Annotated in this window: 21 protein-coding genes and 1 tRNA gene; 9 read left to right on the top strand and 13 right to left on the bottom strand. The window is 67.5% G+C overall.

What is annotated here, in order from left to right; all coding sequences use genetic code 11:
* Positions 1-101 precede the first annotated feature (101 nt).
* Positions 102-854, top strand: coding sequence for a DUF881 domain-containing protein (locus G6N56_RS16800; RefSeq protein ID WP_085254180.1), 753 nt, complete (start codon positions 102-104; stop codon positions 852-854).
* 39 nt (positions 855-893) lie between these two features.
* Entirely contained in the window at positions 894-1580 is a 687-nt protein-coding gene (locus tag G6N56_RS16805; RefSeq protein WP_085254181.1) for an aminodeoxychorismate/anthranilate synthase component II, read from the top strand.
* Here G6N56_RS16805 and pknB read toward each other — a convergent pair.
* From pknB to G6N56_RS16840, 7 genes are all read right to left on the bottom strand, one after another.
* On the bottom strand, positions 1558-3435 hold the full coding sequence (pknB, locus tag G6N56_RS16810; RefSeq protein WP_085254190.1) for a Stk1 family PASTA domain-containing Ser/Thr kinase: 1878 nt from the start codon (positions 3433-3435) through the stop codon (positions 1558-1560). The genes G6N56_RS16805 and pknB overlap by 23 nt on opposite strands.
* Positions 3432-4787 carry a serine/threonine-protein kinase gene (locus G6N56_RS16815; protein ID WP_232069077.1) on the bottom strand — a complete coding sequence of 452 codons (1356 nt, stop codon included), beginning with the start codon at positions 4785-4787 and terminating at the stop codon, positions 3432-3434. The genes pknB and G6N56_RS16815 overlap by 4 nt, the downstream gene beginning before the upstream one ends.
* Entirely contained in the window at positions 4784-6262 is a 1479-nt protein-coding gene (gene pbpA / locus G6N56_RS16820; protein ID WP_085254182.1) for a D,D-transpeptidase PbpA, read from the bottom strand. The genes G6N56_RS16815 and pbpA overlap by 4 nt, the downstream gene beginning before the upstream one ends.
* Positions 6259-7668 carry an FtsW/RodA/SpoVE family cell cycle protein gene (locus G6N56_RS16825; RefSeq protein ID WP_085254183.1) on the bottom strand — a complete coding sequence of 470 codons (1410 nt, stop codon included), beginning with the start codon at positions 7666-7668 and terminating at the stop codon, positions 6259-6261. Before G6N56_RS16825 ends, pbpA begins: the two co-directional genes overlap by 4 nt.
* Positions 7665-9191: a PP2C family protein-serine/threonine phosphatase gene (locus G6N56_RS16830; protein ID WP_163645133.1), complete on the bottom strand. Its 1527-nt coding sequence runs from the start codon at positions 9189-9191 to the stop codon at positions 7665-7667. The genes G6N56_RS16825 and G6N56_RS16830 overlap by 4 nt, the downstream gene beginning before the upstream one ends.
* A complete protein-coding gene (locus tag G6N56_RS16835; protein ID WP_085257434.1) occupies positions 9188-9655 on the bottom strand; it encodes an FHA domain-containing protein FhaB/FipA in 468 nt (155 codons plus the stop codon). Before G6N56_RS16835 ends, G6N56_RS16830 begins: the two co-directional genes overlap by 4 nt.
* 123 nt (positions 9656-9778) lie before the next feature.
* Positions 9779-11413 (bottom strand): FHA domain-containing protein, encoded by a 1635-nt coding sequence (locus tag G6N56_RS16840; protein WP_163645134.1) that lies wholly within the window; start codon positions 11411-11413, stop codon positions 9779-9781.
* A gap of 240 nt (positions 11414-11653) precedes the next feature.
* Here G6N56_RS16840 and G6N56_RS16845 point away from each other — a divergent pair.
* The 3 genes from G6N56_RS16845 to G6N56_RS16855 all read left to right on the top strand — a co-directional run bounded on the left by G6N56_RS16845 (position 11654) and on the right by G6N56_RS16855 (position 14999).
* Positions 11654-11736: transfer RNA gene (locus G6N56_RS16845), tRNA-Leu, on the top strand.
* Positions 11737-12068: 332 nt separating this feature from the next.
* Positions 12069-12923, top strand: a complete 855-nt coding sequence (locus tag G6N56_RS16850; protein WP_142280755.1) for a hypothetical protein — start codon at positions 12069-12071, stop codon at positions 12921-12923.
* Between the two features lie 471 nt (positions 12924-13394).
* Positions 13395-14999: an amino acid permease gene (locus G6N56_RS16855; protein WP_197746631.1), complete on the top strand. Its 1605-nt coding sequence runs from the start codon at positions 13395-13397 to the stop codon at positions 14997-14999.
* Between the two features lie 61 nt (positions 15000-15060).
* On the opposite strand, the gene G6N56_RS16860 is transcribed toward G6N56_RS16855, so the two are convergent.
* Positions 15061-16038, bottom strand: a complete 978-nt coding sequence (locus G6N56_RS16860) for an alpha/beta fold hydrolase (RefSeq protein ID WP_158090752.1) — start codon at positions 16036-16038, stop codon at positions 15061-15063.
* Positions 16039-16130: 92 nt separating this feature from the next.
* Between G6N56_RS16860 and G6N56_RS16865 the strand changes: the two genes are divergently transcribed.
* A complete protein-coding gene (locus G6N56_RS16865) occupies positions 16131-16865 on the top strand; it encodes a TetR/AcrR family transcriptional regulator (protein WP_158090753.1) in 735 nt (244 codons plus the stop codon).
* Positions 16866-16893: 28 nt separating this feature from the next.
* On the opposite strand, the gene glnT is transcribed toward G6N56_RS16865, so the two are convergent.
* From glnT to G6N56_RS16890, 5 genes are all read right to left on the bottom strand, one after another.
* Positions 16894-18285 carry a type III glutamate--ammonia ligase gene (gene glnT, locus G6N56_RS16870; RefSeq protein ID WP_324616586.1) on the bottom strand — a complete coding sequence of 464 codons (1392 nt, stop codon included), beginning with the start codon at positions 18283-18285 and terminating at the stop codon, positions 16894-16896.
* 285 nt (positions 18286-18570) lie between these two features.
* Positions 18571-18900 (bottom strand): GNAT family N-acetyltransferase, encoded by a 330-nt coding sequence (locus G6N56_RS16875; protein ID WP_085257439.1) that lies wholly within the window; start codon positions 18898-18900, stop codon positions 18571-18573.
* Entirely contained in the window at positions 18887-19870 is a 984-nt protein-coding gene (locus tag G6N56_RS16880; RefSeq protein ID WP_085257440.1) for a pirin family protein, read from the bottom strand. The genes G6N56_RS16875 and G6N56_RS16880 overlap by 14 nt, the downstream gene beginning before the upstream one ends.
* A 51-nt stretch (positions 19871-19921) precedes the next feature.
* A complete protein-coding gene (locus G6N56_RS16885) occupies positions 19922-21304 on the bottom strand; it encodes an acyl-CoA dehydrogenase family protein (RefSeq protein WP_085257441.1) in 1383 nt (460 codons plus the stop codon).
* Positions 21305-21369: 65 nt separating this feature from the next.
* Positions 21370-21786, bottom strand: coding sequence for a WhiB family transcriptional regulator (locus G6N56_RS16890; protein WP_085257442.1), 417 nt, complete (start codon positions 21784-21786; stop codon positions 21370-21372).
* 143 nt (positions 21787-21929) lie between these two features.
* Here G6N56_RS16890 and G6N56_RS16895 point away from each other — a divergent pair, with 143 nt between their 5' ends.
* The 3 genes from G6N56_RS16895 to G6N56_RS16905 are packed head-to-tail and all read left to right on the top strand — an operon-like array spanning position 21930 to position 23883.
* Positions 21930-22718 (top strand): helix-turn-helix domain-containing protein, encoded by a 789-nt coding sequence (locus G6N56_RS16895; protein ID WP_085257443.1) that lies wholly within the window; start codon positions 21930-21932, stop codon positions 22716-22718.
* 56 nt (positions 22719-22774) lie between these two features.
* Positions 22775-23524, top strand: a complete 750-nt coding sequence (locus G6N56_RS16900) for a C40 family peptidase (RefSeq protein WP_085257477.1) — start codon at positions 22775-22777, stop codon at positions 23522-23524.
* Positions 23521-23883: a DUF4226 domain-containing protein gene (locus G6N56_RS16905; protein WP_085257444.1), complete on the top strand. Its 363-nt coding sequence runs from the start codon at positions 23521-23523 to the stop codon at positions 23881-23883. The genes G6N56_RS16900 and G6N56_RS16905 overlap by 4 nt, the downstream gene beginning before the upstream one ends.
* Positions 23884-23899 lie beyond the last annotated feature (16 nt).

Genomic DNA, 23899 nt, shown 5'->3' on the forward strand with positions numbered 1-23899 from the left:
GCTCAGCGGGACGGGGTGCAACGATTACGACTACAGCTGCACGCAATAACCTGGCTACGAGACTAACCCACCTGGCGCCCTGACCAGGAAATGGAGAGCCGATGAGTGATACGGCCCGCACCCGCCGCTCACCATGGCGCTTCGGTGTCCCCTTGGTCTGCGTTCTCGCGGGGTTGCTGCTCGCCGCCACGCACGGCGTGTCCGGCGGGGCGGAGATCCGCCGCAGCGACGCCCCCCGGCTCGTCGACCTGGTTCGTGAGGCGCAGTCGTCGGTGAACCGGCTCAATGCCCAGCGCAACGAGCTGGCCAACAAGATCGACTCCATGCACGGCCGCTCGACGGACACCGCACTGGCGGCGATGCTGCGGCGGTCCGCCGAACTCGCCGGCGAGGCGGGTATGGACCCGGTACACGGGCCGGGTCTCGCGGTCACCCTCGAGGACGCCCAGCGCGACGCCAACGGGCGTTTCCCGCGCGACGCATCTCCCGACGACCTGGTAGTGCATCAGCAAGATATCCAGGCCGTCCTGAACGCGCTGTGGAGCGCTGGGGCCGAGGCGATCCAGATGCAGGACCAGCGGATCATCGCCACTTCGGTACCTCGCTGCGTCGGCAACACGCTGCTGCTGAACGGCCGTACCTACAGCCCGCCGTACACGATCACCGCCATCGGCAACGCCGCGGCCATGCAGGCCGCCCTGGCCGCCGCCCCCCTGGTGGTCCTCTACAAGCAGTATGTCGTCCGGTTCGGGCTCGGCTACCGCGAAGAGGTCAAGCCCGACCTGCAGATCGCCGGTCACACCGAACCCGTCCGGACGCACTACGCGGAGCCGTCGGGGCCGGTCGGGTACTGACCGCGATCACCCGACCCGCTCGGGCGGTACCCTGGCACGATGCGGATTCTGGTCGTCGACAACTACGACAGCTTCGTCTTCAACCTGGTGCAATACCTCGGCCAGCTTGGCGTCGAGGCCGACGTCTGGCGCAACGACGACCCCCGACTCGCCGATGAGCGCGCCGTGGCCGCGGAAGCCGACGGCGTCCTGTTGAGCCCGGGCCCGGGCACCCCCGAACGCGCGGGCGCCTCGATCGGCCTGGTCCGGGCGTGCGCGGCGGAGCGCACCCCGCTGCTCGGGGTGTGTCTGGGACACCAGGCGATCGGCGTCGCATTCGGCGCCACCGTCGACCGCGCGCCCGAGCTCTTACACGGCAAGACCAGCAGCGTATTCCACACCAATAGTGGTGTGCTGCAAGGGCTTTCGGATCCGTTCACGGCGACCCGCTACCACTCCCTGACGATCCTCCCGGAGTCGCTGCCGCCGGCGCTGGAGGTCACCGCCCGGACCCGAAGCGGCGTCATCATGGGCGTGCGCCATTGCGAGCTGCCGATCCACGGCGTCCAGTTCCATCCCGAGTCGATCCTGACCGAGGGCGGACACCGGATGCTGGCCAACTGGCTCACGTACTGCGGGTGGGCCCGCGACGACACGCTGATCCGCCGCCTCGAGAACGAGGTCCGCGCCGCGGTGCGGCCGTACTACCCCGCCGACCCCGCGGCTACTGACCGAACTTCAGCGTGATGATGCCGTCCCGGTTACATCCGGTCCCGGCCGGCGGGTTCTGATACACCACGCGGTGGGACTGGGAGCCGCCGGCGTCGACGTCGGGGCCCTTGTCCAGCACGCCCGTCCAGCCCAGCGCCCGCAACCGCGGCTCGGCGTCGGTCCAGAACGAACCGGTCAGGTCGGGCATGACGAACTGGTTGCCCTTGGAAACCTGGATCTCGATGACGGAGTCCACCGGAACCGTCTGCCCCTTGGGCGGGTTGGTGCCGATCACCTCGCCGGCGGGCCGGGTGCTGTCCACCGACGTCTGACTGAACTTGCTGAAGCCGTAGACGCCAAGGTTCTTCTGCGCGACGTCGACGGTCTGCCCCGCCACATCCGGGACCTGCTTGGTCTCCGGCCCGGAGCCGACGATCACGGTGATCACGTTGGTGATCGCCGAGGTCTGGTTGGCGGGCGGGTTGGTGCCGATCACCTTGCCCAGCGACTCCGGGGTTGACGGCGAGGTCGCCTGTTTGAACTTGCTGAATCCGGCCGCCTTGAGCTTGTTGACCGCGTCGCTGTAACTCAGTGACGACACGTCGGGCACCTCGCGCTGCTCGGGTCCGGTAGAGACGTTGATGGTGATCTCGTCGCCCGCGCTCACCGACGAATTGGCGGCGGGGTCGGTGCTGATGACGTGGTCCGGAGGGATCGTGGAGTCGGGCTTCTGCAGCGTGCGGGTCTTGAAGCCCCGGTTCTGCAGGGCGGCGATTGCGTCGGCGGAGACCTGACCCCGCATGTCTGGCACCTGAAGGTCCCGGGTGCTGCCGCCGAACGTGTTGAACCCGATGACGACCACGATCGTCAGCACCGCCAGCACGGCGACAACACCGACCCAGCGTCCGACCGAACCCCCGGCCCGATCCTGGTCGGTGCTGCTCAGGACCTGGCGGGGCAACGGGTCGGTGCGCGGGCCGACATGCCCCGGCCCGGAGGCAAGCAGCGAGGTCCGCTCGGCGTCGGTCAGCACCTTCGGTGCCTCGGGCGCCTCGCCGTTGTGCACCCGCACGAGGTCGGCACGCATCTCCGCCGCCGTTTGGTAGCGGTTGTCCGGATTCTTGGCCAGCGCCTTGAGGACGACGGCATCGAGGTCCGCGGAAATGCCGGGATGCCGCTTGGACGGTGGCACCGGGTCTTCGCGGACATGCTGATAGGCGACGGCCACCGGCGAATCCCCGGTGAAGGGCGGTTCGCCCGTGAGGATTTCGTAGAGCACGCAGCCCAGCGAGTAGACGTCGGAGCGGGCGTCGACGGAATCACCGCGGGCCTGCTCGGGCGACAGGTACTGGGCGGTGCCGATCACGGCCGCGGTCTGGGTGACGCTGTTCCCACTGTCGGCGATCGCCCGAGCGATGCCGAAGTCCATCACCTTGACCGCATTGGTGCTGCTGATCATGATGTTGGCCGGCTTGACGTCGCGGTGGATGATGCCGTTCTGGTGGCTGAAGTTCAATGCCTGGCAAGCGTCGGCGATGATCTCGATGGCCCGCCGGGGCGGCATCGGGCCCTCGGTGTGCACGATGTCGCGCAGGGTGACGCCGTCGACGTACTCCATCACGATGTAGGGCAGCGGCCCGGCGGGGGTTTCCGCCTCGCCGGTGTCGTATACCGCCACGATGGACGGGTGATTCAGCGCGGCGGCGTTTTGCGCCTCGCGCCGGAAGCGCAGGTAGAAGCTCGGGTCGCGGGCCAGGTCCGCGCGCAGCACCTTGACCGCGACGTCCCGGTGCAAGCGGACGTCGCGGGCCAGATGAACCTCGGACATACCCCCGAAGCCGAGGATTTCGCCCAGTTCGTAACGGTCGGACAGGTGCTGAGGGGTGGTCATCGCGGTGTCTCGTGTCGGGCCGGCGACGTGCGGGTCGTCCCGTGGACGGCCCATACCGGATCGACGGTCCAGCTGTTTTTCGGGCCGAGTTGGGAAGGCCCGCGTGGGATTCCAGAATTCCTTATCGCCGGTCGATCCGTCCAATTCAGCCGCAGGCCGGGCGCCGAACCGGCTGGCGTCCGGCTCGTCGGGGGTGGCGCCGAGGCCGGCGGGCCGCCCGTGTCGGTGACCGTCGGGGGCTGCGGTTGCTGGTCGGCACGCGAGTTGATGACGATGAGGACGGCGATGATGATCGCCAGCGCTCCCAGCACCCCGGCGGCCCACAGCAGCGCCCGCTGGCCCGACGAGAAGGTGCGTCGGGCGGGGGGTGGGCGGTGCCCCCCGGTGGATGGCCGAGACCGGCGCGGCGCCGCGCTACGCGTGCCGGGGACGGCGGCCGCCCTGGTCGTCGGGCTGGACGGGATGGCCGCGGGCGACGCCCGGCCCGGGGGCGGTGACTGGCTGGGCCGCGGCGGGCGGCGGCCGGCGCGCACGGCGGCCACCGCGTCGGCGAAGGGGCCGCCGCTGCGGTACCGCATGGCGGGGTTCTTCACCAGCGTGATCTCGATGAGTTCGCGCACGTTCGGCGGCAGCTCCGCCGGCAACGGCGGGGGCGGCTCCTTGATGTGCTTCATCGCCACCGTCAGGGCGCCGTCGCCGGTGAACGGCCGCCGGCCCGAAACCACTTCGTACCCAACGACTCCCAGCGAATAGACATCGCTGGCCGGGGTGGCCTCGTGACCCAGCGCCTGTTCGGGCGCGATGTATTGTGCGGTGCCCATCACCATGCCCGTCTGGGTCACCGGGGCGGCGTCGACGGCCTTGGCGATGCCGAAGTCAGTGATCTTGACCTGGCCGGTGGGGGTGATCAAGATGTTGCCCGGCTTGACGTCGCGGTGCACGAGGCCGGCGGTGTGCGCGATCTGCAGCGCGCGTCCGGTCTGCTCGAGCATGTCCAGGGCGTGCCGCAGGGACAACCGCCCGGTGCGCTTGAGCACCGAGTTCAGCGGCTCGCCGTTGACCAGCTCCATCACGAGGTAGGCGGTGCGTCCCTCGCCGTCCAGCTGACTCTCGCCGTAGTCGTGGACTTGGGCGATCCCCGGGTGGTTGAGCATCGCGGTCGTGCGCGCCTCGGCGCGGAACCGCTCGATGAATTCGGGGTCCTGCGAGAACTCTTGCTTGAGCACCTTGACCGCGACGCGCCGGCCCAGCCGGCTGTCCACGGCCTCCCACACTTGACCCATGCCACCGGTGGCGATCAGGCGCTGCAGGCGATACCTGCCAGACAGCGTCACACCAACTCGCGGGCTCATGGTCCTCCCTGTAGCGCGGCCTCGATCACGGCCCGTCCGATCGGCGCGGCGAGCGCCCCGCCCGTCGCGGACAGGCGGTCTCCCCCGTTTTCCACCAGCACGGCCACCGCAACCTTCGGCGCGCTGGCGGGCGCGAACGCGATGTACCACGCGTGCGGCGGAGTGTTACGCGGATCGGTGCCATGCTCTGCGGTACCGGTCTTGGATGCGATCTGCACGCCGGGAATGGCCCCTTTCTGCTGCGCGACCTTCTCGGCGCCGACCATCAGCTCTGTTAGCTTAGCGGCGACCTGCGGCGACACCGCGCGGCGCTGCTGATACGGGGCGGTCGTGCTGATATTTGCCAGGTCTGGGCCCTTGAGGCTGTCCACGAGGTAGGGCTGCATCATCACCCCGCCGTTGGCGATAGTCGCGGCGATCTGGGCGTTCTGCAGCGGGGTGAGGGCGACGTCCTTCTGGCCGATGCTCGACATCCCGAGGGCGGCGGCGTCGGGGATGATGCCGACGGTCGATTCGGCGACCTGGAGCGGAATCACGCTGGGCGTGCTGTCGAGGCCGAACGAGTGCGCCATGTTGCGCAACGCGTCGGACCCGGTGAGCAGTCCGAGCTGGACGAAGGCGGTGTTGCACGACAGGGCGAACGCTTGCTTGAGCGACACGGTCAGGTCGTTGCCGCATGTCGTGCCGCCGTAGTTCTCGAGCGTGGCGGTGCTGTTGGGCAGCGGGATCGACGCGGCGGCGGTCAGCTGCTCGGTGTCGGTGGCGCCGGCCTGCAGGGCCGCCGCGGTGGTGATCACCTTGAACGTCGACCCCGGCGGATAGGTCTCCGAGATGGCGCGGTTGGTCATCGGATTGTCCGGGTCGTCGCGAAGCCGCTGCCACGCCTGCGCCTGCACCTCGGGGTCGTGTGAGGAGAGCAGGTTGGGGTCATAGGACGGCGAGGAGATCATCGCGAGGATCTTGCCGGTGGACGGCTCGAGGGCGACGACGGCGCCCTTGCAGGGCGGTCCGCCGCAACCCTGCTGCATGGCGTCCCAGGCGGCCTGCTGCACACGCGGCTTGATTGTGGTGTCGACATTGCCGCCACGCGGGTCGCGGCCGGTGAAGAAGTCGGCCAATCTGCGCCCGAACAGCCGCTCGTCGGAGCCGTTCAGCAGTGGGTCCTCGGCCCGCTCGAGACCGGAACTGGAGTAGCGCAGGGAATAGAAGCCGGTGACAGGGGCGTACACGGCGGGGTTGGGATAGACCCGCAGGAACCGGAAGCGGTTGTCGGTCGCGACCGAGTAGGCCAGCAGCTGACCGCCCGCGATGATCTGGCCGCGCTGACGCGAATACTCGTCGAGCAGCACCCGTTGGTTGCGCGGGTCGGCGCGCAGCCCGTCGGCTGCGAACACCTGCGTCATCGTGGCGTTTAGCAGTAGCAGCACGATCAACGCCATCACGGTCACCGAGATTCGGCGGAGGGAGGCGTTCATACCCGCTCGATCACCTCGGTCTTGGCTGCCGCGATCGGCGACGTTTCGCGCGCCCGGGTGCGTAACGGTCGTCGGGCGCTGTGCGAGATGCGCACCAGGATGGCCAGCAGCACGTAGTTGGCCAACAAAGACGATCCGCCATAGGACATCCACGGCGTGGTCAAGCCGGTCAGCGGGATCAGCTGCGTCACCCCGCCGACCACGATGAAGAGCTGGATGGCCAGCGTCGAAGCCAACCCCGCGGCCAGCAGCTTGCCGAAGCTGTCGCGCGTCGCGATCGCCGTGCGCATGCCGCGCACGATGACGATCGTGTAGAGCATCAGGATGCTGGCCAGCCCAACCAGTCCGAGCTCCTCACCGAACGCGGCGATGATGAAGTCGGTCGACGCGGCCGGCACAGTGTCCGGTTGGCCGTTGCCGAGCCCGGTCCCGAAGATGCCGCCCGTGGCGAAGCTGAACAGCGACTGCACCATCTGGTAGCCGGTGCCGTCGGGATCCGCGAACGGGTCCCACCACGTCTGCACGCGGATCCGGACGTGCTCGAAAATGAAGTAGGCGACAACGCTTCCCGCGGCGAACAACACCAAACCGAGGACAACCCAGCTGAAACGCTGTGTGGCGAGGTAGACCACGACCAGGAACGACGCGTACAGGAGCAGCGAGGTCCCGAGGTCCTTCTCAAAAGCCATGACGCCCACCGAAATCGCCCACGCCGCCAGCAGGGGCGCGAGGTCTCGCGGGCGCGGCAGCGTCATGCCCATCACGTGTTTGCCGGCGCTGGTAAACAGCCGGCGCTTGGCGATCAGAACCGCCGAGAAGAAGATCAGGAGCAGGATCTTCGAGAATTCCGCCGGCTGAATTGAGAAGCCCGGCAACCGGATCCAGATTTTGGCGCCGTTCTGCTCGGAGATCGAGGCCGGCAGCAGGGCGGGAATCGCCAGTAGCACCAGCCCGGTGACGCCGCAGATGTAGCCGTAGCGCGCCAGTTGTCGGTGGTCTTTGAGAAGCGTGACCACGAGCGCGAATGCCGCGACCCCGACCAGGGTCCACAGCATCTGCTGCGTCGCACTGGGGTGATGGTGGCCGCTCAGGCGGTTCGTGACGAGGTCGAGCCGGTGGATCATCACCAACCCAAGTCCGTTGAGCAGAGCCACAATTGGCAGCAGCAGCGGGTCGGTGTAAGGGGCGAAGCGCCGGATGACCAGGTGCGCGCCCGCGAACGCGGCCAGGAAGAGCAGGCCGTAGCTGGGCAGATTCCAGCGCAGGTCACGTTCCTGGTTGGCCTCCACGATCAGCAGCGCTGCGACGGTGATCAGAGCGGCGAAGCACAGCAATAGCAGTTCGGCATTGCGCCGAGTCGGCAGGGGTGGCGTGACCGCTACCGGCGGCTGAACCTGCGTGGTCATGCCACCGCTCGGCAGTCGACGCCCGGCTGGGGCACAGCGGGCGCCAGCCCGGGCACCGAGGGGGAGGTCGTCGTCGAGGTGGGGGATCCCGGGGCGCCAGGCACATTGGCGGTGGAGGGGGTTCCGCTGGGAGAGGGAGCGGTGGGAGGGCCTGCAGGAGGATTTGCGGAGGACGATGGTGTGGTGACGCTCGGCTCGGGTTTCTCGCCGGTGGTGACCGGGGTGGGCGGGCTGGGCGGCGATGTCGCGCGAGGCGGCGGGCAGGGCGGCAGCAGGCTGCTGCCCGCGAGCTCATGCAGCTGCCTGATCGCGTCCTCGAGGCTTCCGGTGGGCAGCCCGGCCTGTACCTGGGCCCGCGCCGCGGGTCGGAGGTCCTCCAGTCGCATCAGACGGCAATTGAGGGGCGCCCCGGTGTCCTTGTAGCTGATGGTCGACAGCTGGTTGCCGGGGTTGAGGCAGCCCACCAGATAAGGATCGTGCAAGGACATCCCGAGCAGCGAGCCCTGGATGCCGCGCAGGATCGAGACCATGCCGTTGTATTCGGCGACGTAATAGTTGCTGCGCACGATCGCCCGGCCAATGGCCACTCCCGCCAGCACCAGCAGGACCACGAGCGTGACCACGATCGCCATCTGCCGCCGCGACCACCGCGGGTGACTCGGCGTTTCGGCTTGTGGCGGAACGCGTTTGGCGACCTCTTCGCGGGGCCGGATCGCCGACGCGCGCCCGGCCGACGTGTTGGGCAGCGTCAGCTGATCGTCCTCGCCCGACACGGCTCCGGCCAGGATCGGTTGGGTCTGGCCGTAGTCGTAGTCGACGACGTCGGCGACCACGACGGTCACGTTGTCCGGTCCGCCCCCGCGCAGCGCCAATTCGATGAGGCGGTAGGCCGCCTCCGCGACGTCCGGGATCTGGAGGGCCTCGAGGATGGTCTCGTCGCTCACCGGGTCGGACAGGCCGTCCGAGCAGAGCAGGTAGCGGTCACCCGCTCGGGCCTCCCGCATGGTCAGGGTCGGCTCGACCTCGTGACCGGTCAGCGCGCGCATGATCAGCGACCGCTGGGGGTGGCTGTGTGCCTCTTCCCGGGTGATCCGTCCTTCGTCGACCAGTGTTTGGACGAAGGTGTCGTCCTTGGTGATCTGGGTCAGCTCGCCGTCGCGCAGCAGATAGCCGCGGGAGTCGCCGATGTGCACCAACCCAATCCGGTCCCCCGCAAACAGGATCGCCGTCAGCGTGGTGCCCATGCCCTCGAGTTCGGGCTCCGCCTCCACCTGCGCGGCGATGGCTGCGTTGCCGGACCGCACCGCGGAGTCGAGCTTCGCGAGCAGGTCGCCACCGGGCTCGTCGTCGTCGAGGTGCGCCAGCGCGGCGATCACCAATTGGGAGGCCACCTCGCCGGCGGCGTGGCCGCCCATGCCGTCGGCCAGTGCGAGGAGGCGGGCGCCGGCATACACAGAGTCTTCGTTGTTGGAGCGCACCAGCCCGCGGTCGCTGCGAGCGGCATATCGCAAGACCAGGGTCACGGGCGCAGCTCGATCGCCGTTTTGCCGATCCGAATCGGCGTGCCTATCGGAACCCGTACCGCCGTGGTCACCTTCGCCCTGTCGAGGTAAGTGCCGTTGGTCGATCCTAGATCCTCGACGTACCATTCCAACCCGCGCTGAGACAGTCGGGCGTGGCGCGTCGAGGCGTAGTCGTCGGTCAGCACCAGGGTCGAGTCGTCAGCCCGCCCGATCAGCACCGGCTGCCCGCTCAGCGTGATGCGCGCGCCGGCCAACGATCCCTCGGTCACCACGAGATAGCGGGCCGCGTGCCGGCGTTGGCGCGAGGGCAGCAGCGTGCTGCGCAATGTCAGGCCGCGGCGCACCATGACTGCCCCGGTGGGCGCATAGATGTCCGTCCGCAAGATCCGCAGCACCGACCAGATGAAAACCCATAGCAACATTAAAAATCCGGCACGCGTCAGCTGCAGCACTAGTCCCTGCATCCGGCGTCCTTTCCGTCCTGGCATTGCACTCTGGCGCCCGTGACACCGAGCACATCAGCAACGTCACGATACTTTGACGCCGGTGGACACGGGGCGAAGCACGGCAGCGAAGAGCCCGTGGGTTTAGTGAATGCGGACGATGATCTCCGAATGGCCCAAGCGGATCACGTCGCCGTCGGCCAGCTGCCACTCCTGGATCGGAGCGTTGTTGACGGTGGTGCCGTTCGTCGAGTTCAGGTCGGTGAGCAACGCGACCTGCCCGTCCCAGCGGATCTCCAGGTGACGCCGTGACACCCCGGTGTCGGGCAACCGGAACTGGGCGTCCTGCCCGCGGCCGACGATATTGGAGCCTTCGCGCAGCTGGTATGTGCGGCCGCTACCGTCGTCGAGCTGCAGGGTGACGGTCGTTCCGGCGGACCCGTACCCGCCCTGGCCGTAACCGCCGTAACCACCCGCCGGCTGGCCGTAATCCGCGGGCTGGCCGTATTCGTAGTCGCGGTTGGGCGGCTCGGGGTACCCGCCGCCCGGGGCGCCGTAGCCGCCCGGGACAGGTTCGGCGTACTGGGTGTAGTCGCCCTGGCCGTACTCCTGACGGCCGTATTCGCCGCCCTGCTGGTAGCCCTGCTCGTACGCGCCGCCTTGCTCGGGGTACGCCGGGCGCTGTTCCGGCGGTGCGTAGCCGGCCTCGTCCGGGCGGGCGGGACCGCGGCCGTAGTCGCCGTATCCGCCGTAGCCCTGCGGGGCGGGCTGAGCGGCCGCGGGCGGGCCGTAGCCGCCGCCCGGGCGGTAGCCCTGGTCATAGCCCTGCCCGCCTTGACCGCCGTAGCCGGCCGGCCCCGGCGGACGCTGCTCGTACGACGGCGGCGGGTAGCCGCCGGGGGCCTGCTGCTCCTGGTAGCCGCGCTGCTCTTGGTAACCGCCGCCCTGACCCGGGTAGCCGCCGGGCTCCTCTTGGTAGCCGCGCTGCTCGGGATAGGCGCCCGGCTCCTGGTAGCCGCGCTGATCCTGGTAGCCGCCCTGGCCCGGGTAGCCGCCCTGGTGCTCCGCGTAACCACCTTCGGGGTAGCCGCCGCCCGGGGCCGGGTAACCACCCTGCTCGGGGTGGCGAGGCGGCGGGTAGCCCTGCTGCGGCGGGTAGCCGCCCTGCTCGGGCGGATATCCACCCCGCGGGTCGGGTCCGCCAGGTGCCTCCTGGCCGCCGCGCGCGTCGTCCTGGGGGCGCCCGTAGCGGTCGTCGTAGTACTCGTCGCCGGGCCGTCCCGCCCCCGGGCCCCCGCGGTAGCTCGGATTATCGGTCATTGCTACTCCTCGTTCTGCGCCGAACGCATGAATTGATTGTGGCCGGACGGAATCGTCAGCCGACGGGCGGGGCTGGACATCGGGGTTGACAGCACCACGCGCGCGGTACTGGCCGGTATGCAGGTTCGACGACTGCTCGAACCGGACAACCACCTCACCATACGTTTGCCACCCCTGTTCCCGGATGTAGTGAACCAAGTACCTAGCGAAAGTGCCCGACGTGAGATCCGGGTCGGCGCCCACCTTCTCGAAGTCGTGCATACCGAGGGTAATGATGTATTCGTTGGGGGCCAAAAGGCGATTCCCCAGGGAGCGGACGCCCGTCTCGGCTTCCCGGCGCAACAGGGCTTCGATCTCTTGCGGGACGACCGAGCCGCCGAACACTCGGGCAAACGCGTTGTCGACGGTCGCCTCGAGCCTGCGCTCGATACGCGCGGCGATCCCCCGCTGGCTACTCATCTGTGCGTGCTCGCCCGCACGTACGCGCCGTCTCGCCCGCGTAAGGCAAACGGTGGACGGCGTGTCGTATCACCTGAGTATGGTATCGGGACACCGCGAGCCAGCGGCACCTCGGGAATTCTGAGAATCGAATCTGCCCAGCTCACACGGTTGCGGGGCCTCGTCCGGCCGGCCCTGGCCCCCTTGGAGCGATTGGGGCGCGGAACCATTACAGTGATATGGTCCTTCGGTCGTTTCCCCGGGCGAGTGGCGGAATGGCAGACGCGCTGGCTTCAGGTGCCAGTGTCCTTCGGGACGTGGGGGTTCAAGTCCCCCTTCGCCCACTTTGAGGAGTTCTACGAACTCCAGGCGCAAAGGTCACGAGCCAGAAATGGATCGTGACCTTTGTGTTTGGCGGGGACACCCGGCGCCGGGTGAGACTTTTACGGAATCGGGGACTTTGTCGCGCAGATCCCCATGATCGTTGAAGCGCATCTGATCCACCGGGGTCGGGCCCGGATCGCAAAGGAGTTGCAGGGGCGTGTCGCGAAGCTCATCACTCAGGTGACGTGCCGCAGATCGATCTGGTGCAGGACTGAATCCCGCCCCTTATGTACGGCATGGTGCATCAGCGGACTGACTGGGCGAGGCCGGCCAAAATTGCCACGATGTGAGTGTGACGACGCTCCACGGAAAGTTGGCGACCATCCTGACGGCCGTCGTTTTGGGGGTGGTTGCAGCCAGTCTGGTATGGACGCTGACGGGTGTCATCCGTCATGGTCGCCTGCGCGAAGAATATCGACGAACAGTCATGGCGATGCGCTGGTGGATGATCCCCGCGGCAATAGGTCAGCTTTCGGTTGTGGTCGCTGTTTATTTCTCGCTACTCAACGCATTTCCGTGGCTTCGGTGGGGCTGGTGGCATCTGCTCGGGAACGGCGGCAATGTCAATCTCGGGCAGACTGGCCAGACCGGCTTGATATGGAGACTGGTCGCGATTGCCCTGCCCATCCTGGTGGCCGTAATAGTTCCGTGGTTGGCGCATGCCGAAGAGGTGATGTTCCGCGCCAGAGCTGAGCGGCAAGGCGTCCGCCGGAGATTGCGGAGACAAGTGGCTTTCGGGCTGGTTCACTTTTGGTCAGGTATTCCGATCGCGGCTTGCTTGGCGCTGACAGTCAGCGGGCTGTACTTCCTGACGGTCTACTTGCGCGCCATTCGTCGCCTGGGCCCCGAACTGCAAGCAGCGGAAGAGATCCCGCGCTACGAGCGCCTGCCCTACCCTGCGCTTCCCGCCAACGTGGGGGACGACCCCGATGCCTGGGCAGCCCACCGCACAGAACGAGGACGCGTGCGAGCGGAGAACGAGAGACGGCGCAACGAATGGTCCGACAATCTGCAGGGCCACATATCAGCTAGTCGCGACCGCGTCGACGAGGTGATGTGCCGCGCGGTGGCAACGTCCGCCGCTGCGCACGCGGTGAATAATTGGCTGTTGATCAGCCTGCTGCTTGTTGTGTTCCTCGTGCGGTGAGCGCTGTCCAACTAACAACTCATCGAACGCATTTCGCGGCGGCATCGGCGAGTTAGGACTGCACCCACCGGACGATGTCAGACGTGACCGAATCGGTGATGTCGTCACAGCAAGTTTGGTGCGTTGGTGTGCAGCGGCGACCTCGGCTACGTATTGCCCATCCGGGCGTCGTCGTCTTCGGAAGCCGTCGGATCGCCCTATCGAAATACGAGCCCTTGTTGTACTCGACCGCGATCATGCCGCCATCGTCGACCTGTTCGCCTCGGGCCAGCCCGACCGTCGTGGCCGACCTGCAGCGCGACCCTTGTCGGAAGCCTCCGCGACGGTCAGGACGTCGCGCGTAGGCCGTTACGCCGGCGTAACGCCGTCAATACCCTATAGAAATTCCTTCAGTCGAGACTTTCGATGATCTATTGATATGCGGCGCTTCGATGCACCGATGGTGCCGTGTGAGTCAAAGGAGCATTGAAGATGTCTGCCGATGCGGGACCTTCCATCGCGCCGGACGCGCGCCGCGATTCACCGGCGTCACACGGGATGCATCTCGGGCATTACCGCCTGGAATTGCACCGTGGCGTGGGGACTTTCGCGTCCTTCGCGGCCGGTTTCTCGTTCGTGTCCATCCTGACCACGGTCGACCAGTTCTTCTTCATCGGCTTTGGCTTCGGCGGGGCGGCGTTCTTCTGGACCTGGCCGGTGGTGTTCATAGGCCAACTGCTGGTCGCGTATAACTTCGCCACCCTGGCCGCCCGCTTCCCGATCTCCGGGGCGATTTATCAGTGGTCGAGTCGGCTGGCCGGCCCGACGTTCGGATGGTTCACCGGCTGGGTCATGGTCGTGGCCGAGATCCTGACCACCGCGGCGGCCGCCATCGCCTTGCAGGCGATCCTTCCCCAGATCTGGACCGGCTTCCAGTTCATGGGCGGCCCGGATGCGGACAGCTCCCCGACCTCCCCGACGGGAGCCGCCAACGCCGTCGTCCTGGGCATCATCCTGCTGGGAATCACCACCGTGATCAACGCCCTCAGCGTGCGTCTGATGTCGGCCATCAACACCGCCGGCGTCGTGCTGGAGTTGATCGGCGTGGCGGTCGTGCTGGTCATGCTGTTCACCCACGTCAAGCGGGGACTGGGAACTGTCATGCACGCCACGGGCGCGACCACGCCGGCGCACTCCAACCAGGTGTTTGCGTGGGCGGCCTCGGCGCTGATGGCGGCCTACGTCATGGTCGGATTCGATTCCGCGGGAGAGCTTTCCGAGGAGACGCACGCGCCTCGGCGAACGACGCCGCGCACGATCACCCGCTCGCTGATCGTCTCGGGAGTGCTCGGCATGCTGTTGCTGCTCGGCGGGATCCTGGCCGCGCCGAGCCTGACTGACGGCACCCTGTCCAGCATCGGCCTGCCGGCCGTGCTGAGTGACGTCTTCGGCCCGACCGCGGGCAGGATCGTCTTGGCTGACGTGGCCATCGCGGTCTTCGCCTGCACATTGGCGATTCAGACGGCGGGTAGCCGCATGATCTATTCGATGGCCCGCGAACGATCCCTCCCTTTCCCGGGATTCTTGTCCAAGGTGTCGAAAACCAATGGGGCTCCGTTCGTTTCGACGTTCGTGGTCGGCATCGGCGCGGCGATCGTGCTGCTGATAAATATCAAGCAGAGCGCAATCTTCACGGCGCTGGCGAGCCTGTGTATCGGCATGCTGTACCTGGCCTACCTTGGCGTTACGGTGCCGCTGCTGATCGAACGGATCCGCCACCGCCGCGACGACCTGGTCCTGGATGGGGTGGACGAGCACGGCAATCCGCTGTTCGCCCTCGGCCGGTGGGGCATCGTCGTCAATGGCCTCGCGGTGGTCTATCAGGTCGTCATGGCCGTCAACCTGCTCTGGCCGCGCTCGGCCGTGTATGACACGACGGGCCACACATGGTGGCTGAAGTGGAGCGCCGTTCTGTTCATCGGACTCACGCTGGTGGCGGGCTTTCTCATCCATAGGCGCAACGAGCAGCGTGAGGGGGCGAAGCAGGCCATGCCTTATCTACCAGAGACCGCGGGCATGGAGGCGGCGACCGCCTGATCCGGCCGGGCGCGGTCCCGCCGGAAGCGGCCTGCTCCCCCTTGGCGCTCCCGCGGGCGTGTCAGGGGGTGAGCAGGTCGTGCGCCGCCTGCCGGATGTGCACGGTGACCTTGGGCAAATGCCCTGGCCGCCCGGCGATGTGACCGTAGGCCGAGGAAATCGGTCGTAGTTCCGCCCGGGGCATCCAGGAGACCTCTTTCTCGTTCTCGGCGAGGGTGAAGTACATGTCGGTGGTGCAGGGCATCACCACGGCGCGCGCTGTGATGGCGGCCAGGCTGTCCTGAATGGTCAGGCCGGGCTGCCTTGGGTTGGCGGACTGCCAGGTACGCAGCATTGTCAGCAGGTCAGCGGGGTTCCAGGCGATGTGGTCTTCGGCCCATCGGTCCAATATGTCATCGAGCCCGTGGAACGAGTCCGCGCGCCACAGTTCGTCGCCGTAGTAGGCCGCCGAGAAGGCCCACGCGGCATAGGCGCGGCCGAAGTCGGCCAGGGCAGACGACGCGTCCGCCGGCCGCCGCAGCGCCCGGATGAGATGGGGAACAAGCCCCTCCAAGAAGACGAAATTGAGTGGCCAGCATTGCGCGCTCGCGCAGATGGGCAGGAATGCCTCGACGAGGTCCGGGTAGGAGACCGCCCACTGATAGGCCTGCAGACCACCCATCGACCACCCGGCGACCAACGCGAGCTTCCGTATGCCTAGGTGCCCGAGCAGGATTCGTTGGACTGCGACGTTGTCGACCACGCGCACCGGCGGATCCGCGACGGGGTCCCAGGCCCGACCGGTCTCGCTGTCGCGGATGCGGGACAGCCCATTGCCGATCAGGTTCGGGACGACGACGAACCAGCGGTCCGGGTCGAACGGCAGGCCAGGGCCGATCCACGGGCGGTAGCTGTCGTGCGTCCCGGTGTAGTACGTCGGAAGCAGGATGCAGTTGGCGCCGTCGTCGTGCAGGCTGCCATGCGTCTCGTAGACGAGCTCGACGTCGGCCGACCGGCCGCCGAGGCCGACCGGAACCCGGGGAATGTTCAGAGTGGGCACGGCGCGGCCTTCGGATTCTCCGGTCCGCCGCGTTTCGCTGACCGATAGATTGGAGGCGTTCCGGCAACCCCCGTGCCCCTGAGGAGTACCACGTGCGACAGCGCGGCCACGCTGCCGATGCAGCCATCGGACGACCTCGCGCCGATGGCAGCCGGCCGGCGAGTCCTCGCGAGGAGATCATCAGGGCGGCGACCCGCCTCTTTGCCGAGAAGGGTTTCGTCAACACCACGATGACGAGCGTGGCCGAAGCCGCTGGGTTGCGTCAGCCGTCGGTTTACTACTACTTCCGGAACAAAGAAGAGTTGCTCTATGCAACTGCCTCGATCAATCGGTTCTCCGCCACGGTGGTGACGCTTCTTCGCGACTGCGACGCGACGCCGGCGGAGAAGCTGTATCGGCTGTTGTACGAGGACACCAAGCACATCTGTAACCTCGCCCCGCTGGACTACCACCAAGTCGAGAACGTGGCGTATCAGCGGCCGGAGGAGTTCAGCGAATTCTGGACGGACTACCACGCGCTGTTCGACGGCATCGTGGAGTTCATCGAGCAGGGCGTGGAGTCGGGGCAGTTCAGCGTCGAGGACCCCAGGATCGCCGGCGCGGCGGCGCTGAGCCTCAACGAGGGTCTGCAGAAGCTGCACCGCTATCGCCAAGGCTCGGCCGCCGACCGCGGGCTTCCGCTGCCCATTGCTGACCTCGACGACGAGAAGGTGGCGCACCAGAGCGCGACGACGACGCTCGCATCGCTTTTGGTGGACCGCGGCGCGCTGGCGCAGGTGCGAGCGGCCGCCTCGGCCATCGCCCTGGATGTGGCGCCCGAAGGGTAACCCCGGCTCGACTGAAGGACGGTCGCGGTCAGAAGAACTCGAGGTAGCGCTCAAGTTCCCAATCGCTCACATGGGCGTTGTAAGCATCCCACTCGGCACGCTTCACCTCGAGGAACGCCTTGTGCATCGCGGGCCCGAAGACGTCCAGTGCCAAGGGGTCGGCCTCGAATCCGTCCAGGGCCGAGCCGAGGCTGTCGGGCAGCGGCGAGATGCCGCGTGCAGCGAGTACCTCGTCACCGAGGAGATACGCGTTGTCGAGGTTCGGTGCGCCCGGGTCGGCTGCCCCCTGAATGCCCTCCAGGCCCGCGGCGAGCATCAGCGCCGCCGCCAGGTAAGTGTTGTTCGACGAGTCCGCGGCACGGCATTCCACGCGTCCGCCGGCGAGCGGGATCCTCAGCATGTTGGTGCGGTTGTTCCCGCCGTAACAGGCCAGGATCGGCGCCCAGGTGAAGCCGGAGTTCGACGAGCGTCGCTGCAGGCGTTTGTAGCTGTTGACCGTGGGCGCGACGACGGCGCAAATCGCCGGGGCGTGCTTGAGAACACCGGCGATGAACCGGTAGCCGAGCTCACTGAGGCCGAGGCCCTTGGGGTCGTCATCGCTGGCGAAGAGATTTCGGCCGCCGGCGTCCGCGAGCGACATGTTCATGTGCCCGGCGCTGCCGGTCTGCGAGGGGATCGGCTTGGGCATGAAGGTGGCGATCACGTCGTACTTGTGCGCGAGTTCGGTCACCATGAGCCGGAAATAGGTGATGCGGTCGGCGGTGGTGACCGCATCGGCATAACCGAAGTCGGTCTCGAACTGGCCGTTGCCGTCCTCGTGATCGAAGGAGTAGACGCCGAATCCTGCCTCATCCATCGCCCGGACGATCTCATCGATGATCCCGAAATTCCTTAACAGCGAACGGGTGTCGTAGCAGGGCTTGTCGAGGTTGTCGGCGATCGACAAGGGCAGCAGTTCACCGCGCTCGCCGCGGCGCAACAAGAAGAACTCGGTCTCGACACCCAGGTTGAAGGTGTAACCGAGCTCCGCGCCCCTCGCGGTCATGCGCTGAAGGATCCCGCGGCTGCACGCCTCGAACACATCGCCCTTGTAGTGCAGGGTGCTGGGGAACCATGCCAGCTCGGGACGGGTCGGCAGGATGAAGTAGCGCGTCAGGTCCGGGATAGCGGCGACCTCCTCGTCGTCGACCGCCTGCGGGACACCGTCGAGCGCGGCCCCGGTGAACAGCTCGCTGCCGTCGGCCGCGTCGTGAAGGTGGTGCACCGGCACCACCTTCGACTTCGATTTGCCGTGTACGTCGACATAGCTGATGACCGCGTATCGCACCCCCCGGCTGTGTAGCTCCGGAATCAGCACGGCGGCATCAACTTCCCGATGGGCTCTGTCGGCGTTTTCGGCGACGAGATCTATGGCGGTCACGATGCTCCTTGGGCGGCGGGGGCTGGCGTATTTCAATACGACATAGAAACTCTGCCGTAGACCTGTTTCGGGGTGGGTTAGAGCGGGTTAACGCCGCGTAACGCGGCACGGACGGCAAATGGGGATGGCTCCTCACCCGAGGAGCTCGGGCTGGAGAAGACACCATCTGGTATCGCTGGCGCCCGCGTTGAAATCCCGCAGCCAAACAACGAAGCGGCGGTTAGATGCGCTCCTGAACCCGATCCGCGAGAGCGGCAGTTAGGCCCCGGCGGCCGCATTGACGGGCTAGGACCGCACCCATTGCAGAACATCCGGCGTGACCGAGTCGGTGATGTCGTCGAATTCGGGGTGCTTCTTGAGCACCGTGCCGATCATCGAGCACACAGGAACGATGCGCTTACCCTCGTCGCGCGCCTCGTTGAGCGCCTCCTCGACCAGGATGGTCGCCAGGCCGCGTCCGCCGTACGCCGGATCGATTTCGGTGTGGAAGAAGACGCGCTGGTTGTCGCGGTCGGCGAACTCGGCGAGTCCCACCTGCTTGCCTTCCACGGCAATGGTGTACCGGCCCTCCTCGAGGGTGACGGTCGTCTCTGCGCCGGTTTTATCGGTGGCCATCTGCGGCTTCCTCTCTTTGTGATGTCGGTCGGGGCCGCAGCCGAGTGGTCGGCAGCGGCGGGGCGGGCAGCCGGGTGAGCGAACCCCCGTAGCCGTGGACGGTGCCGAAGCGGTCATCGCCGTCCTCCCACGATTGGCGGTAGCCGACGATGTCGTCGTGGCTTCGTCCCACGAAGTTCCACCACATCACCAGCTCTTCGGTGAAAGGCGCGCCGCCGAGCAGCAGCACCCGCCCGGGCGCATCCCCCGCGTTGCGTAGATGCAGCGAGGAACGCCCGGGTCTTTGGTAGGCCAGGTCGGCGACCGCCAGAGCGGACTCGCCGACGTGGACAGGGCCGGAGTCGCACAGCACGCCGTGTTCGAACGCCGGGTCGACTTCGATGTCCAGCTCCGCCCCGGGGCCGAGGTCGAGCTGCGCGCCCATCAATGGCGTGAACGTGGCGACGGGCGAACGGCTGCCGGCGAGCTCGCCGAGAAAGACACGCGCCGTTGCGTCCGGAAGCGGCGTCGTCGGGGGCGCATAGTGCGCGAAGGCGCGGCCTGTATCGCGGTCGGAATCGGGCAACGCGATCCATAACTGCACGCCGTGCAACATCGCTGGCGATGCGGAGGACACCTCGGAGTGGGAGATTCCGGCACCCGCGGTCATGAGGTTCAGCTCGCCGGGGCGTATCGCGGCCCGCACGCCGGCGCTGTCGTTGTGCTCCACCTCCCCACCAAACAACCAACTCGCCGTTTGTAATCCGGTATGGGGATGGGGCGGGACGTCCATGCGCGACGTCGCCGGCCCATAGTGGTCGATGAAACACCACGCGCCGATCAACGAACGCTGCCGCTGCGGAAGCGTCCGCCGCACCCGCATGGCTCGGGGCCCACCCAACGGCACCTCGCGCGGATGCAGCACCTCGGTGGCCACCATCGGAGATCGATGGCAGGCGATTTCGACCGGCGCGGCGTCCAGGTTGCTCATCGTCCACCCTTCGTCAGGGGCGTGCCGGTTCCTTGACCGTACCCGGGCTCGTTACTTGCGCGGGGGCTGCAGCACCTTCATCGCGAGCCGCATGACCGGTTCGGGAACTCGGTCCTTGGCCGACAGCGCGGCGTCGGCGGCGCGGGACCGCAGCGGCGTTCCTCGACCGAACATCCTGTTGAAGGGTCCCCCGGACGGCTCGAGCACCACGTGCAACGGTGGGGTGTCCACGGCGGCCCCGAGCGCGTTGGCGATGACCATCCGCTGAATCTCGCTGGTGCCCTCGAAGATCGTGTACAACTTGGCGTCTCGGTACCACTTCTCGACCGGGTGATCGGTGATGTAACCCCAGCCGCCCATCGTCTGGATGGCCCGCTCGGTCGCCCTGACGGCCACTTCGCTCGCGGCCATCTTCGACATCGAGCCTTCGCCACGCTCGAAGGGCACATTATTGGCCGCCATCCACGAGGCACGCCAGGTGAGCAGCCGCGCCGCATCGATCTGCGTGGCCAGCTCCGCCAACGGGAAGGCGATGCCCTGGTTGTTGATGATCGGCCCGCCGAACGCCTCCCGCTCGGTCGCATACGCCGTCGCGTACTCGAGCGCGGCGCGGGCGATGCCGATCGCCTGCGCGGCCACCATCGGGCGGGTCTGCTCGAAGGTGCCCAGTGTCGCGGAGCCGGAACGCTTCCCGCCCGCGACCACTTCACGCGCCTTAGCGAGCTTGTGTTCGAGCTTCTCCTGTCCGCCAAGAAGATTCGCCCCCGGAACCCGCACGCCCTCGAACAGCAGCTCGGCGGTATGTGACGCCCGGCAACCAAGCTTGTCGAGTTTTCGCACGAGCTTCAGCCCGGGCGTCCCGCCCGGGACGACGAATAGCGCCTGACCGCGATGCCCGAGTTCCTCATCGACCACCGCGTTGACGACGTGCACGTTGGCGATCCCGCCATTGCCGATCCACATCTTGTGACCGTCGATGATCCAGTCGTCACCGTCGCGACGGGCGTGCGTGTGCAAATTGCGCACGTCGCTGCCGCCCTCGGGTTCCGAGATCGCCAGCGCCGCGAGCTTGAGATTCCCCGGAGTGCCGAAACATTCGGGCGCCCACTGCAGCATCTGCTCGGGCGACGCCGCCTGACCGATGGCGGACAGGGCCAGCGCCGGCATGACGATGGCCAGCCCGATCCCGGCGCAACCCCAGAACAGTTCCTCCATGAACATCGGCAGCGAGACCCCGGTCGGGTCACCGATCAAGTCCCGGTAGAAGAGCGGGCTGTAGAAGCCGCGCTGCGCCGCCTCCTCGAGTACGGGCCAGGGGAATTCCTGTCGCTGGTCGTACTCGAGGGCGACGGGGCGTATCACGGATTCGGCGAACTCGTGCGTGCGGCGGGCCAGGTCGTGTTGCGCCACCGTCGGGGTCAGGTCGAACGTCATCGGCGCGCCTTCGGGTCGACACAGTGCTTGCCGAGCCCGACTACCCCGTCGGCGTAGCCAGCAAACTAGGCCGCGGAGCGGGGCCCGACCTGCGCGGCCGGAAGGTGCAACACCACGGCGGGCGCGGGCAGGGCGTCGTGTTCGTGCCGCGCCAGCAGGGCCGCGTTCTCGGGCAGCTGCCGGGAGTTGATCTCGCCGGTTGCGATCCGTCGCAGGATTTCGTGGGCTTGAGCGAGCTGCTCCCGCTTGCGGTACTGCCCGCCGGGCAGCTTGACGCCTGCCCAGACGCCGTACTCCTCGCGGTGGGCGATGGCGTGCTCGGCGCAGCGACGCTGTTGGGCCAGCGGGCAGCGGCGCAGGCACTGGATGCGAGCCTCGGTGGCCGAACGCTCGTAAGCGCGGGCCTTGGCCGCACCGTCGGCGTCGTCATCGTCGGGGTAGCCGAACCAAAGTTCCGGGTTGGTCGCGCAGGGATGTCCCATGTCGGTCTCCTCGTCAGGCGTAGAACGTAGGCAAAAGCGTATACAGATACGAGTAGCGATCGCAAGAGAAACGAGACGAAAACGTATAAACAACTAATGGCTTGTCGAGCTGTGTAATATCCGGCCTATGGCCGGAGCGTGCGGTGAGCCGTGAATCCGCCGGCGCGGCCATCCGCGCCCTCCGCGAGTCACGTGACTGGTCGCTGGCGGAACTCGCCGCCGCGACCGGGGTCAGCATCATGGGACTGAGCTTTCTGGAGCGGGGCGCCCGGAAGCCCCACAAAAGCACAGTTCAAAAGGTCGAGAATGGCCTGGGACTCCCCCCGGGCACCTATTCACGCCTGCTCGTCGCCGCCGATCCGGAGGCTGAGTTGGCGCGGTTGCTCGCCGCGCAGTCGCCCGCCGCCCTGCCGGAAAGGCGCGCCGGACCCGTCGTCGTCGATCGTCACAGTGACACCGAAGTATTGGAGGGCTACGCCGAAGCGCAGCTCGATGCCCTCAAATCCGTCATCGATCGGTTACCCGCGACAACATCAAACGAATATGAGACGTATATTCTGTCTGTGATCACGCAGTGCGTGAAGGCGGAGATGCTCGCGGCCAGCTCATGGCGGGTGGCCGTCGGTGCGGGCGGCGAGGCCGCGGGGCGGTTGATGGAGCACTTGCGGGAGCTCGAGGCGACGCGCCAGACCCTGCTCAAGAGGATGCCCGCCAGCTTGAGTGCGCGTTTCGACCGGGCCTGCGCGGAGTCGTCTCTTCCCGAGACGATCATCGCGGCCCTCGTCGGCGTCAGCGTCGACGAGGTTTGGGAGATCCGCAACACCGGGGTCATCCCTCCGGGCGCACTCCTCCGCGTGCGCGCATTCGCCGAGGCGGTCGGGTCGGCGGGTGCAGCCTCCGCGGACGAGACCGACGACGAGGGGGCGCGGTAGTGGCGACCGAGATCGAGGCATTGACCCGGGCTCATCAGCTTTTCGCCGGCACGGCCATGCCGCCCGCGCTGGTCGCGGGGACCGAACACTACGGGAGTCTGTTGGGCCGGGTCACCGACCTCAATCCCGACGCGCCACCGGCCTATCGGACCCGCGTCGAAGTCGGCCGGCAACGCCTCCTGTCGGCGGCGCAGACGGACGATGCGGCCGCCGACGTCATCGCCGGTGCCCACCGGGACCGCACGCGAGCCGCCGCGCTCACCAAGACGGTGCTCGACGAGGCCCGCGCGGATGCCAACACTCCCCCGTTGTCGCCGCTCGCAGGGCGAGAAGCGATGCGCCGCCGCGCGGCCCGGCTGCACACCCAACGCGCGCACGTACTTGCGGCGCGGTCGCAGGCCCGTCGGCGCGCAGCGGCGCTGCGGGCGCTGCGTTACCGACTACACCGCCGCGGGCTGCCCGTGTTGAGCGGGCGCGCGGCGATCGCCGTGCGCGCCGCGTTGTCGCGGTTGGGCCGCCCCTACGTCTGGGGTGCGACGGGGCCCGACCGGTTCGACTGCTCGGGGTTGGTGCAGTGGTCCTACGCGCAGGCCGGTGTGCACTTGGATCGCACCACATACCAACAGCTGAACGACGGAGTCCCGATTCCTCGTTCACAGGTGCGGCCCGGTGACCTCATTTTCCCCCACTCCGGGCACGTCCAGCTGGCGATAGGAAACAATCTGGTGGTGGAAGCGCCTTACCCGGGCGCCACCGTGCGAGTCAGCCGGATGGGCGCCGCGGTTGCGATTCGGCGTCCGATATGACGGGCGACGCGGGGCAGGCGGGGCCCTCGATGCAGGCCCTCCAGGAGCGGCAGGCTCAGCTCGCCGAGCAACACGGGACGGCCGGCGACGCAGATCGCGCGCTGGTCGAGGTATTGGCCAGCGCCCACGCCGCGACGCGCGATGCCCTGCGGCGGCTCGACGCGATTGCCGAGGACATCGACCGCGCAGTTCTGCACCAGGCGGACCTATCCATCGATACGCCGTTGGGTGCGAGGGAGTTTCAGCGGTTCTTACTCGCCAAGCAGCACGAGATTGCGGCGGTCGTGACCGACGCCCGCGACTTGGGTCGGGCGAAAAAGGCTGCGTTGGAAAGCCTCCGGGCCCAGTACGGAGGTTAGCCGTCCACAGGGCGTC

This window comes from Mycobacterium saskatchewanense, from assembly GCF_010729105.1.
GTDB classification, from domain to species: Bacteria; Actinomycetota; Actinomycetes; order Mycobacteriales; family Mycobacteriaceae; genus Mycobacterium; species Mycobacterium saskatchewanense.